At 57.1% G+C, this 12,726-nt stretch carries 9 protein-coding genes; 8 read left to right on the forward strand and 1 reads right to left on the reverse strand.

The annotated features are described in order from the left end of the window. Positions 1-152 precede the first annotated feature (152 nt). A protein-coding gene (locus tag ASB66_RS00005; RefSeq protein ID WP_420094367.1) for an IS3 family transposase occupies positions 153-1,252 on the reverse strand; the annotation gives its coding sequence in 2 pieces (ribosomal slippage) (positions 153-1,000 and positions 1,000-1,252; 1,101 coding nt in all). Positions 1,253-1,694: 442 nt separating this feature from the next. On the opposite strand from ASB66_RS00005, the gene ASB66_RS00010 reads away from it, so the two are divergent. From ASB66_RS00010 to ASB66_RS00045, 8 genes are all read left to right on the forward strand, one after another. Continuing rightward, positions 1,695-2,891, forward strand: coding sequence for an aspartate aminotransferase family protein (locus ASB66_RS00010; RefSeq protein ID WP_171431109.1), 1,197 nt, complete (start codon positions 1,695-1,697; stop codon positions 2,889-2,891). Then, complete coding sequence (locus ASB66_RS00015; RefSeq protein ID WP_060716172.1) at positions 2,882-5,869, forward strand: AMP-binding protein; 2,988 nt, start codon at positions 2,882-2,884, stop codon at positions 5,867-5,869. The genes ASB66_RS00010 and ASB66_RS00015 overlap by 10 nt, the downstream gene beginning before the upstream one ends. After that, positions 5,866-6,810, forward strand: coding sequence for a DMT family transporter (locus ASB66_RS00020; RefSeq protein WP_060716171.1), 945 nt, complete (start codon positions 5,866-5,868; stop codon positions 6,808-6,810). Before ASB66_RS00015 ends, ASB66_RS00020 begins: the two co-directional genes overlap by 4 nt. 11 nt (positions 6,811-6,821) lie before the next feature. Then, positions 6,822-7,295 (forward strand): GNAT family N-acetyltransferase, encoded by a 474-nt coding sequence (locus ASB66_RS00025; protein WP_060716170.1) that lies wholly within the window; start codon positions 6,822-6,824, stop codon positions 7,293-7,295. Positions 7,296-7,357: 62 nt separating this feature from the next. Continuing rightward, entirely contained in the window at positions 7,358-8,575 is a 1,218-nt protein-coding gene (locus ASB66_RS00030) for a Coenzyme F420 hydrogenase/dehydrogenase, beta subunit C-terminal domain (protein WP_060716169.1), read from the forward strand. Positions 8,576-8,579: 4 nt separating this feature from the next. Further along, positions 8,580-9,944 carry a 3-phosphoshikimate 1-carboxyvinyltransferase gene (locus ASB66_RS00035; protein WP_060716168.1) on the forward strand — a complete coding sequence of 455 codons (1,365 nt, stop codon included), beginning with the start codon at positions 8,580-8,582 and terminating at the stop codon, positions 9,942-9,944. Next, the gene (locus tag ASB66_RS00040; protein ID WP_147273993.1) at positions 9,941-10,984 is read left to right on the forward strand and encodes an MDR/zinc-dependent alcohol dehydrogenase-like family protein; all 1,044 of its coding nucleotides are present in this window, start codon (positions 9,941-9,943) and stop codon (positions 10,982-10,984) included. Before ASB66_RS00035 ends, ASB66_RS00040 begins: the two co-directional genes overlap by 4 nt. Then, the gene (locus tag ASB66_RS00045) at positions 10,965-12,722 is read left to right on the forward strand and encodes a non-ribosomal peptide synthetase (protein ID WP_060716166.1); all 1,758 of its coding nucleotides are present in this window, start codon (positions 10,965-10,967) and stop codon (positions 12,720-12,722) included. The genes ASB66_RS00040 and ASB66_RS00045 overlap by 20 nt, the downstream gene beginning before the upstream one ends. The last annotated feature ends 4 nt before the right edge of the window (positions 12,723-12,726 follow it).

A 12,726-nucleotide genomic window follows, 5' to 3' on the forward strand; every position in this document is an offset into this window, starting at 1 on the left:
TCCAACGCGGCCCTCACCATAGCGCTTCACAATCCCCCAAACGTCATGACCTGATCCCCTGAACTTCCTCCAAATTTTGGGAGAGTCTTGGGTTGTCTGACGTGCACCCCGATTTTGGGCCAGCGGGAGCTGGAATTTTCCGGGGTTAAGGCTCATGTTGGCGCAGGTGCCGATGAGCCGTTCATGAGCGAAATCGGCACCTTGTTGCCGATCGCGCTGTGTGGCCGGAACTCGTTATAGTCTCTACGCCAATCCTCCATCTTTGCTCTTGCGTCGTCAAGGCTCATAAGCCAGTGGGCGTTCAGGCACTCTGCCCGCAACTTGCCATTAAAACTCTCGATGTAGCTATTGTCCGTCGGCTTGCCCGGCCGCGAGAAGTCAAGCACGACGCCTCTATGATAGGCCCAGAGATCGAGGTCACGAGAGATGAATTCGCTGCCGTTGTCCACCCGAATGGTGGCCGGGTAACCGACCTGCCGGCATATGCGTTCGAGGGTCTGCACGACGTCCTTCCCTTTATAGTTGAAGCGGGCATCTACCGCCGGAGAGAAGCGCGAGAAGGTATCGACAACCGTGAGAACCCTGATCTTGCGACCAGTGGCCAGTTGGTCATGCACGAAATCCATGGCCCAGACGTCGTTCGAACGGGTGGCTGCGGTGCGGTCCGATCGCAGCTTTGCTTTGACGCGCCGTTTTGGCACCTTGTTGCGCAGTTGCAGGTCCATCTCCTTGTAAAGACGATAGATTCTCTTCGGATTCACCACCCAGCCGTCACGCCTGATCAAGACATGCACACGACGATAGCCATAGCGCACACGCGTCTGGCAGGTATCCTTGATCTTCAGCTTCAGTTCGGCCTGATCGCCGCGCTTGGACTTGTAGACATAAAGGGACCGGTCGATCTTCAACACGGCGCATGCGCGTCGGATCGAAACCTTCCAGTCCGTCTTGATCCTGTCGACAAGATTACGCTTGCCGTCAGGCCTCAGAGCTTTTTTGACAGCACATCCTGGAGCATGGCCTTGTCCAGCGAAAGGTCGGCGACGATCCGCTTCAGCTTGGCATTCTCTTCTTCGAGTTGACGCAGGCGCTTCATCTCCGAGGGCATCATGCCGGCGTATCTTTTGCGCCAATTGTAGAACGTCGCATCGGAAATTCCTGCCTTGCGGCAGACCTCGCCAATGGGCGTTCCATCTTCCGCCTGCTTCAACACAAACGCGATTTGCGCTTCCGTAAACTTCGAGGCCTTCATCAAATTCTCCTCTTCTTCCCAAAAGGGATCATAAGTGGAAAATTCCAGTTCAAAATGGCCCAATTTATGGGGGGCACGTCACCCCCAACGAGCAGCGTCAGCTGACCGAGATTCATCATTTTATCACGTTTAGCGTATGGTTTCGAATAGTTCTCGTCTTTCCTCTGAAATTCCCGATTGTAAATTGAAAATTTAATATCTATAAATTCCCTAGCGTTTTTATTATATTTTTTGCAGTGAAAATAATAATTTTAGGAAAGCTGAATCGGCTATCGTCTTGAAAAATATATGATATTTTTTATCCTGGCCTTTAAGTTTTACTTTCATGTTTTTTTACTGGAGCACGCGCCAGATGTTTAATATTTTATCTGAAAACAGGGTAGGGGCTTATCAGGAAGCTTTGTCCATATCTATTTCACGGCATCAAGGCGGAACGCCTGCCATGCTCAAGGGCCTAGATTGTCATTTATACGATGACCGTGGCCGGTCCTTTCTCGATATGACGGGTGGTAGTGGCGCGGTCAATCTGGGGCATCAACACCCGGAGATCGTTGCGGCGCTGATGTCTCAGGCTGGCAAACTCATCCATACCGGCTGGAATATCGACAATCCCTTCCGGCATGAGATGATTGCCCGGCTTGAGCATTTTCTGCCCTTTCCAGAAGCCTCGGTCATGGGCGCGGTTACGGGTGCCGAAGCGGTGGAAGTCGCCGTGAAAATCGCCCGCAAGAAGACCGGACGGGAGCCTATCCTCTATTTTGCAAACTCCTTTCACGGTAAAACGCAAGGTGCGCTCTCCGTGACATCGAATGGAAAATTTCGCGATCTTTTGGCCATTGGGCTGAAGGATAATCCATGGTTTTCCCTGGCCGGACCGGATGGAAAGCCCGTGCTGGATAGCAACGAGTGGGGGCTAGATTTCCGGCAGTTTTTGCAGGACACCAAAGATCGACACCAGTTGCCAGCAGCGGCGATTATTGAGCCGATCCAGGCGGCGGAAGGCATTTATGTCATCGCGCCATCGCTACTTGCGGAAATGGTTTCGGCTTGCGCCGAATTTGGCGTGTTGAGTATTTTCGATGAGATCTATACCGGGCTTGGCCGCACCGGGACGCCCTTCGCGGCCTCGCGTCAGGTTTGCCCCGATATGATCGTGCTTGGAAAATCTCTGGGCAACGGCATGCCGGTTTCCGCCGTTGCCGGTCCGTCTAGCATCATTGATGTGCTGGGCTTCAGCCAGCATTCGTCCACCTTTACCTTCATGCCACTGGCCTGCGCTGTGGCAAATGCGGTTCTGGAGGTGCAGCGACGGGACAATATTGCTGATCGAGCGGCGCAAAGCGGAGACCGGTTTACCGAGCGGCTCCATGAGTTGGCCAATCGTGACAACCGTATCAGCGGCATTCGCGGCACGGGTCTTATGCTGGCATTCGATGTAGCGATCTCGGGTTCCGGGGCGCGGGTGCCGCTGGCCGCGGAGGTGGGGGCAGGGCTGCTGAAGAATGGCGTTATCGTCAGAACTGGCGGTATCGATGGTGCAACGGTGAAGCTTACTCCGCCATTGACCTTCAGTGAGGCGCATATGGATGAATTCTTCGCCGCGCTGGATAAGACACTGGAGACCTGCCCATGCCAGTGAAAGTCGAGGATGCCGAGATGGCAGATCAGTGTCTGCTGCGTCGCAATCCGGCTGATCTAGCGGCGATTGATCTTGATGGTGCGTGGCGTTGGGGCGCGCTGGAGCGGAGGATCTGTTCCCTCTCCGACGCGCTTGCCGCGGCCGGGGCGCAGGGAAAAACCGTTGTTCTGCGTGCCTCCCATGGCGCGGGTAGCTATGCGGCCCTGATTGCTGTGCTAGGGATGGCGCGGCGTGTGGTTTTCATCGATCCCGAAATGCAGATCGAGCCGTTGCAGCTGGTGATGACGGCACTGAACATTGGCTGCGTGGTCAATCTTGGCGATGAGGCACCCATGAAGAGCCTGCGGGATTGGCTGCCGCAGGCGCGTTTCATCATGGTCGCTGAAGGCGCATGCGATCCGGATGATCCGCAATTCCTGGGCCAGGGCGAGAGAATTGAGTATCCTCTCCTCTGTGACGACTATGTCATTCTGACCAGCGGCACCACAGGAGCGCCGAAGGCCATTGTGCAGACGATGGCGGCGCTGCGCCAGCATATCGCCAATTACGCAGGTTATGTGCAGATCAGGCCGGGGGAAAAGCTCTTGCAACTGGCCTCGACGGCCTGGGATGCCGGGTTGATGGATGTGTTCTCCGCCCTGTTTCATGGCGGGGTGCTGTGTACGATCAATCCCAGGGCCTCCTCCATGGAGATCGTGGCGGATTTTATCGCGCGGCATGAGATCGACGTGTTGCACATGACGGTACCCTATTTCCGGCATTTCCACCGCGCTGGGCTTGGGACTTACCGGCAGCCGAAGCGGATCGTTATTGGTGGCGAGAAAATCTACGATGGCGATCTCGATCTGTTTAACGGCTGTTTTCCCGTGGGGTCCCGGCTGTTTAATGCCTATGGGCCGACCGAATGCACCACGGCGATGTATGCCATGCATGACCATGGTGCGGAGCGGAAGGCTGGGCTATGGCCCCTGGCGCATCCAGTTCCCGGCGTGATCACCGAACTGCGGGATAAAGATGGAAATCGCATATCCACGAGCGGCGTGGAGGGAGAGGTCACCTTGATCTCCGATCTCGTCGCGTCCTTGCTGGATTTGACGCATGGCGGATTTACGCCTCTGGGAGAGGCGCTGCGCGGCACGGCGCGCGCCTATGCCACGGGCGATCTTGCTCGCTATGATGAGCAGATGCGGTTGGTCATCATTGGACGGAAGGATTCTGTCATCAAGGTCAACGGGCTGAAAGTGTCGCTGGCCGAGGTCGAGGCCGGGCTTCTCTCGCTCGATATGGTGGCGGATTGCTGTGTCTTCACCCTCGTCGGTGAGGATGGGGATGAGGTGGTTGCAGCCGTCGTTGCCAGTGGTGATGGTATTACGGAAGCGAGGGTACAGAAAGCGTTGGCGGATTTTCTGGACAGTCACAAACGGCCACGTTTGATCCTGCTCATGGACAGGCTGCCGCTGACCCGTAACAACAAGTTCGACCGCGAGAGGCTGGCGCAATTGGCCCGCGACAAACAGCAGGTAGCGGAGACCGTCAGCCCGCAACATGATCCTATTCTGGCGGCGATGGCCAAGGCATTGAAAGGTGCCAGTCTCGATATCAATCACAGTTTCTTTGAAAACGGTGGCAATTCACTGCTGGCCCTTTCCGTTGTGGCGGCCTTGAAACGGCAGGGAATCAAGCTGACCCTCGAAGACATTATCTCTGATGAGCCGATTTCCGGCCTTCTAAAAGGACAAGAGCAACAAGCTGATCCGGTGGCTCCCGCAATGCGCACGGCGGCGACCGGGTTGGATGCAGCACTTCCCAACCGATATTTTCTTGAAAGTCGCGGCATTCCTGATCTGGATGGTTGGTGCCAGACGTGTGTGATCGATTATTCGGGACCTGTCAGTGACGCAGACCGGATCGGTTCCCTTGTGAAGGCTTTGCTGGAACGGCATGTGCCGGATGCGAGCCCGATCGCGATTGACGCTCTTAAGTCGAGGGTAACGGTATCGCAGGCTGTGGCGGAGTGTGAAGGCGCGATTTCGTTTCGCAACAACCGGGTTGTTGTCGCGGCCCTTGTGGCCGACGGGGAGCAACTCAGCGTCGTCGTCAGCTGCCATCAGTTCCGTGTGGACCGGGTGTCCTGGATCATTCTGCTGTCGGAATTGTCTGAGGCCGATACGGCTGAGGTGGTGCGGGCCTGGCCAAAGCCGGATATGGACTATGCGGATTGGGTGAGGGCCTATGGTCAGTTTCTAGCGAATGAACGTGCGCCCGAAGTTTGGGATCGGCTGCCATGGGGTGAGTGTCCGCAGCCGATTGCCCGGGATTTGGCCTTCCCGGCAAGGAATGCGTTCAAGACCCTGCATCTCGACATCGGATCACCCTCAGAGATGCTTGCCCGCGATCCCTTGATGGAGGTCGCCGACTGGGTATTGGCCGCCGTTTTACTGGCTTTCGATAAGGTCTTTCCCGCCGCTTGTCAGAAAATAGATGTTCTGGGGCATGGTCGGGGACTGACTGCCGGAGGCTTGTCCACCGATGGTATTTTCGGCTGGTTCACGGTCATCTGTCCGTTCCTGGTCAAAGTGCGGGGATTGGATGTGGCAGCGGCGGCCAGAGCGGTTCGTAACTATCGCCATGACGTTGAAAAGATTGCTCATACCTTCGGCAATGAACATTATCGATCCGGTGAACGGAGCGGGGTCTCTGCGGAACGGCAGTGTTTTTCCAGCTTCAATTACCTTGGCGACATCGCGATCTCCTCGACGGACCGCTTCTCAGTCAACCCGCTTTCGCTCACTACACTGCATGGTCGGCCCAGTCACCATCTGGAAGTGACCGGCTACCAGCATGACGGACGCCTGCTTCTCAAAGTGGATTACAATGCAACCGCGCTGGGTGAGGCGCTTGTTTCTGATATCGGACGGCATATTGCGACAGCACTGCGCGATTGCGGAGTGATCACGCTTGCGGGAGAGGCAGCATGAGCGCGTCATCCACGATAGACGCCAAGGGCATGGCCGCAAGCACTCTTCTGCTGTTTCTCGCCTGCGTGGCGATATGGTCCACCAACTGGATCGCAATCACCACACAGATCGTTGAAACGCCTGCTGTCGTGTCGCTGTTCTGGCGGTTTTTGCTGGCTTTTGTCACGCTGACCATCGTTGATATGTTCAAACGACCGTCGGGCGAACGGATGCCAGCACCATTCCTGCTCTGCGGTCTCGTTGGCACGGTCTATTATTTTGCCGGGATCGGCCTGACCTATCTCGCCACCCACTATTTGCCCAGTTCCTATGTGGCCTGTCTCAGCATATCGGTGATCTTCTTTGCCATGGCCTTGAAACGGATTTTCCAAGGGGTGCGCATTCGCACCAGCAATCTCATGGGTGCCGTGGTGGCCTCGTTCGGGGTCGCCTTGTTTTTCCTAGGCGGCGAAGGCCGGGCCTCCAATGTCTGGCTGGGGTTGGGACTGGCGCTTTTGTCGTTCCTGGCCGTTGCCGCAGGGTCGGTCCTTTCTGAACATATTCAGAAAACCCATAAGCTGACCTCGATGCGGATCAACCGGATCGCCATCGGCTTTGCCGGTGCGCTCTATCTTGCTGTCGCCCTTGCTCAGGGCGCGTCCCTAGCCGTGCCGCTCACTCTGTCCTATCTGTTGCCTCTGGCATATCTCGGTATTGTCTGCTCCGCGCTGGTTTTTGTCATGTATATTGCGCTGGTTGGCAGGATCGGGGCTGAATATGCCGGTTATATCGGCTTCATTTATCCGTTGATTGCCACCTATATTTCTTTTGCCTTCGGTGAAACCGATATCAGTGCCGCGATGATCGGCGGCAGCCTTCTGGTCGTTGTCGGATGCGTCATCGGTCTCAGGTTCGAAACGCTGTTCAGACGCAAGACGGCGTCTGCAGGGTCAACAGGGTGAGGGATGGCGAGATGCAGCATTTCGAGATCCGTCTTGCTATCGCCGAAGACTGCCCGGACCTGTTTGACGTTCATCGCCAGTCGGTGCGAAGCCTTTGCAGCGGGGACTATACCGGTGAACAGATCGACATGTGGCTGGATGGACGCCATCCCGGGATGTATCTGCTTGCCATTGAACGCGGAGAGCTTTGGGTTGCGGTATCTTCCGGCGTTCTTCTGGGGCTGGTGGAAGTGCAGGGCAATGAGGTGACCAAGCTGTTCGTCAGCGGTGCGGCGGTTGGGGCTGGTGTGGGCAAAGCCCTGATGGGTCAGGCAATCGCCCATATCAGACAGGCTGGGGAAAATCGCATCTATCTGGAATCAACGCTCACAGGCCGGGATTTCTACCGGAAATTGGGTTTTACCGAAATTGGAAGCGGTACGTTCTCCCACGGGCCAGGTACGGTTTCTCTTGAAATTGTGCAAATGGAATTGCACGTCGATTGAGTAAATATCTGAATATTTAAAAATTATTTAAAAGTAATTCTTCTGATAAAAGGACTATATTTATGTCGATCAGAATTTTACAGGAAAATGTTCTCGATTCCAATTTATGTGCCGGTTGCGGGGCCTGTCAGTTGGTTTGTCCTGAGCAACTGGTGGTCCTGCACCCGGACACTCTTCAGCCGGTGTTGGATTTCGACCCGGCCTCTTGTGGCGACTGTCATCTTTGCCATGATGTCTGCCCCGGTGCTGATCCCGGCACCGATGCGGCGGAGATGCAGCTTTTTGACCGCGAGCGCCAATCCAGCGAACGGTGGCTGGGCATCCACATTGATCTCTTCGGCGCGCGCTCGACACGAGCGGATGTGTTCGAAGCTTCGGCTAGTGGGGGAACAGTCACGACCCTGCTGCTGGCCAGCCGCAGCGATGGTTTTGGTGTTGACCACGTTCTGACCATGGGCCGCAACCCTGATGCAGGCTGGCGCGCCAAGGGCGTGGTCTCCGGGGATGAGGAAACCATCATCGCCAATGCCCAATCCACCTACCAATTGGCACCCTATCTGGCCGAATTGCGAGGCCTTTACGAACACTGTCGCAATGACAAGATCGCGGTCGTCGGCCTTGCCTGTCACATGCAGGCCATCCGCAAGCTTCAGCAGTTGCAGGGCGATATTGCCGATTGGGCGCGGGAAAATATCGTCCTCCTGATTGAGACGGCCTGTTCGTCCAGCACATTGCCCAAGGGAACGGCGGATATCGTTGAGGGCTGCCTGAACCTGCCGCTCGACGCCGTCAGTGATCTTCGCTACCGCAGCGGTCCCTATCCGGGAAAACTGACGGTTTCAACCAAGGATGGTGGCAGCCATGCTCTGGAATTCTGGCAGATCCTGAAAGAGCTAAAGGGCGGAAAAAATCACCGCTGCCTTTCCTGCGGCGACTGGATGAGCGGCCTTGCCGACATCAGCGTCTGTGACGGCGATCCCAATATCTTCGATGCCAGCATTAACGGCACGGCGTTCGGCAAATATGGCCGCGTCCTCGTCAGGACGCCTATTGGCCAGAAGCTTGCCGATTATTGCCGTGATGAAGGATTGCTGGAGCAATGGCCGATTGATCTGGAGGGGTTCAATCTCGGTTTGGAGCGCAAGCGCAACCGCCGCCGCTCCTATGAGGCCGGAGCCTTGCCGGTGCCAAAGGGGCCATCGGCACCGGATATTTTTGATCCTGAACAGATCCTCAGCGACGATGCATTGATCGATCCCAAGCGTTACAAACGGGGCTGATAGCGTGCTGATTTATCCGGACCGTCATATTCCTTCCACCATCCTGCCGGACCGGCCGGATTGGGCTGCTGCCGCTGCCCATATTCCTTCAGATAAATCCATCTCGCATCGAGCATTGTTGTTTGCCGCTTTGTCTGACGGTCCGGTGTCGATCACTGGTATCAATCAGGGGGCTGCCATTACCCTGCTGATCGACGCCCTACAGCAATTGGGTGTATTGATCGACTTCGACCGGGCCTCAGGCACGGTGGTGTTTCAAACTTCCTTGCGTGCCATGGCGCGCCAGGGCCTGCTCAACAAAGGGGAAGAGAGGGTTTATCTGGGGCCTTCAAGCGCGGCGGCCCGGCTGTTGATCGGGGTGCTGTGCGGACTTGGGGTCGGCTGCGTTGTCGATGGTGACGAGACATTGCGAAACAGGCCCTTCGACTGGATCGTTGAGCCTCTGACGGAATTGGGTGGCCGGTTCAAATATCTCGAGCGACCGGGATGCCTACCGCTGCGGATTTTGCCCGCGCAGATCGGGCCGGGCCGCGTTCAGACCACCATCGGCAGTGCGCAATCGGTCTCGGCCATCCTGCTTGCCGCCATCGCCGCCCGCGTGCCGGTCGAGATCGGGTATCCGGTTGTGGCCAGGGATCACACCCAGTTGATGGCCCGGGGCTTTGGCGATGCGGTCGAGGATCGGGACCATGTGGTCACCTACAGGCCAGGCCAGTTTCAGGTTCCAGACACTCTGACCATTCCGCTTGACCCCTCGGCGCTTGCCTATCCGGCAGCACTCTTCTGGCTGATGAACAGGGATCGGCCCGAGATGAGTGTTCGGTTTGAAGGCGTGTGCATCAATCCGACCCGGATCGGCTTTTTTCACTGGATGCAGGGCTGCGGGTTCCGCCTGGAGATATCCCCGGATGAAGGCGCACGTGGCGAGAAGGTGGGCGCGATTACCCTGAAAGGCGGCGGGACATTCAAGGCGCAGGGCATGCAAGGCAAAGAAAGCCTGCATTCGATGATTGATGAAATTCCCCTGATGGTTGCCATCGCCAGTCTGTTGCCGGGCGAGGCGGTGTTCGAAGACCTTTTCGAGCTGACCTTCAAGGAATCGGACCGGATCGCGGCGACCTGCCAGATGGTGCGCAGCCTCGGCATCGACACCGTGATTGATGGCTATGCGATTCGGACCACGGGTAGGCAAAGGCCGAGCGTGCAGGGTGATATCGCTGTTTTCAACGATCACCGGCTGTCGATGACGGCGCATGTGGTGATGCTGGCGCATGGGCTTGCGGGCCGCATTCCCGGCGGCGAGTGCTACAAGACCTCCTTTCCGCATTTTGACAAGTGCCTCCAGGCCGTGTTCGCGGGGCAGATATGATGCAGCAGGAAACACGACAGCTGTTTGCGGTTCAAGGCGCGAAAGGTGTGCAGGTTCTGCGCGAAACCATGCCGCCTTGCGATGACAACCATGTGGTGGTGGCAACGGACTTCACTATGGTCAGCCCTGGTACGGAAATGCATTATATCCGTCAGGCATGCGAAACGGGTGAAACGCTGCAACTCGGTTACTGCGCTGTCGGTACGGTGCTGCACAAGGGCGCGCATATCGATCATGTCGAGGAGGGGGACAGGGTGATCGCCATGGGGTGGCGCGAAGCCATCCATTCGGATTACCTGGTCATGCCGCGCCGGTTGGTCTGCCGGATTGCCGGGGATTTGCCGGGAGAACTCGCCATCCTGGCCACACTCGCGGCCACCGTGATCCATGCCGGTGACAGAAGCCGGCTGACCAACCGTGACCGTGTTCTGATCCTTGGTCTCGGTGGGCTTGGCATGTTGATGGCGCTTATGGCAACAGATGCTGGCGCGGAGGTTTGCATCTGGGATCTGCAAGCGGAGCGGATGCGCCAATGTGCCGCTTGGCCGGATTTCGATCCGGTTCAGTCACAGCCCGGCAGTAGAGGGCGGTTTACCCGGATCTATTTCTGCGGCGATGGCGATGTCAGTGATCAGATTGGCGGCTTTTTCGACCTGCTGGACCCGGATGGGAATGGTCAGGATCGTTCGATGCTGGTCAATCTGGGCAGGTTGTCGGGCCAGATCGGATTTTCGCCAGCCTCGGGCAATTTCGATCTCGTCAATGTCTCGCGTTGCGGTGCCGGATATCGTGATGACCGCTATCACGCTGGCCTTGCCGATGTGGTTCCCTTACCCGGCGAGGCGCGGGTGGATGACAATCTGGCAAGGGCTCTGGCGCTGATCAACCGGCAACGACAACTGGCCGCCACACTGCCACGAACCGTTTTTTCGCCACGTCAGGCCTTGGCGCTCTATCGCGGTGAAGCGGCGTTTCCCGTGGGTTTCAGTCTCATACGCCATGGTGACAGAGGAGAGGGTCTTGGTCTCGACGGTCATTGACGCATTCGAAAAGGCCGTGGCAGCCAATCCACAGAGGTGTGCTGTCCGCTATCAGGACGCCACGCTGACCTATGCGCAACTGGATGCGCGCTCCAGCCTGGCCGCCACGCGCCTGTTGCAGGCGGGCGCTCGGCCCGGCGATACAATTGGTATTCAGATGCCGCGCGGCATCGATTTGATCGTCATGCTACTGGCGACCTTGAAGGCGCGTTGCGGCTTCTGTTTCATCAGTCCGAAGAATCCGCAGAGCTGGAACAACTCGGTCATTGAAAGAGCCAAGGTTCGGCTGTTCATTGCCGATGGCCCGCTGTGCAACGTCACCTTCGCCGGACATCTCCAGGCCACGGACCTGCTGGCTCCTGGTGAGGTGGATTATTTCCACAAACCCGCAGCGGGCGATATCGTCTATGTCAATTTTTCGAGCGGCACGACCGGAGCACCGAAAATCATCCCCTGCACTCATCTGGGGGTGATAGGCTTCTGCTATCAGCCGCCGCATTTTCCGGCGGGTCCTGAAACCGTAATGATCCATCATTCGGCGCTGACTTTTGACGCATCGCAGTTCGAGATCTGGACTGCGCTGTGCAATGGCGGCTGCCTCGTGCTGGCACCGGAGGAACATCTGACTGGAGACACGTTGCGCCAGCTGATTGCCGAAAGCGGCGCCAATGCCCTGTGGCTGACGACCTCCCTGCTGAACATGCTGATGGATGCAGATCCCGAATGCCTGGGAGGGATTTCAAATATCATGGTGGGCGGCGAGGCGCTTTCACCTTTGCATATCGAAAGGCTGTACAGTGATAATCCGCGCATCACGGTCTATAACGGCTATGGCCCGACGGAAAATACCATGGGCACCTGCGTCTATCGTATCCCACGAAGCCATGATTTTTCTCGCGCCATCCCTATCGGATATCCGGTGCATGACAGCCGCCTCTACGTTGCAAATCAAGAAGGAGGGCCTTGCGCTGTCGGTGAGGAGGGAGAGCTGGTAATTGCTGGAAACGGGCTATCGCCCGGCTATATCGGCGATGCGCTGCTGACCGCCAATAAATTCCGCGCTTTCCCGCTCTTGGGTGAGGAGAGGGCCTATGCCAGTGGTGATCTGGTGTCTTGCGATGAGGATGGTCTCTTTCATTATGCCGGGCGCAAGGATGATCAGGTCAAGATCAGGGGCAACAGGACATCCCTGAGTGACATTGCGCTTGCCTATGGGCGGCATCCCGGCGTGGTAAACTGTGTGGCTGCGGTGCAGACTACGCCCACCGGCAAGAGGGTCGTGCTCTACTACCTGGCGAAAAGCATGGCATCCTCGCCAGGTGAGGCCGAGTTAAGAGAGTTCGGCGTCACCTCCCTGCCGGATTTCATGGTTCCCGACCGTTTTTTGCAGGTTGAGGTCTTGCCCGTCACGGCGCATGGCAAAATCGACATGGCCGCCTTGGCAAAAATGGCAGCGGACAAGCGTCGCCCCGTCACCTCTCGTCATTGGCTGCTGAATGCCTGCGGACTGGCGGATTGGCAGCCGGATCAGGATTTTTTCCAGGCTGGCGGTCACTCGTTACTGGCGGTGAAGCTGGTAACCTTGCTCAACCGGCATCGGAAGGTGGCGCTCAGCCTGACGGAATTTTATCGGGACTGTTCCTGGTCGCGCATGGCGCATCTGCTGGACGAGATGAGCGGTAACCCGACCGATGACCTTGAGCCTGATATCTACGACTATCACATCATCCGGCTTTGAAGCG

Origin of the sequence: Gillisella vitis, from assembly GCF_001541345.2 — a bacterium.
Taxonomy (GTDB): domain Bacteria; phylum Pseudomonadota; class Alphaproteobacteria; order Rhizobiales; family Rhizobiaceae; genus Allorhizobium; species Allorhizobium vitis.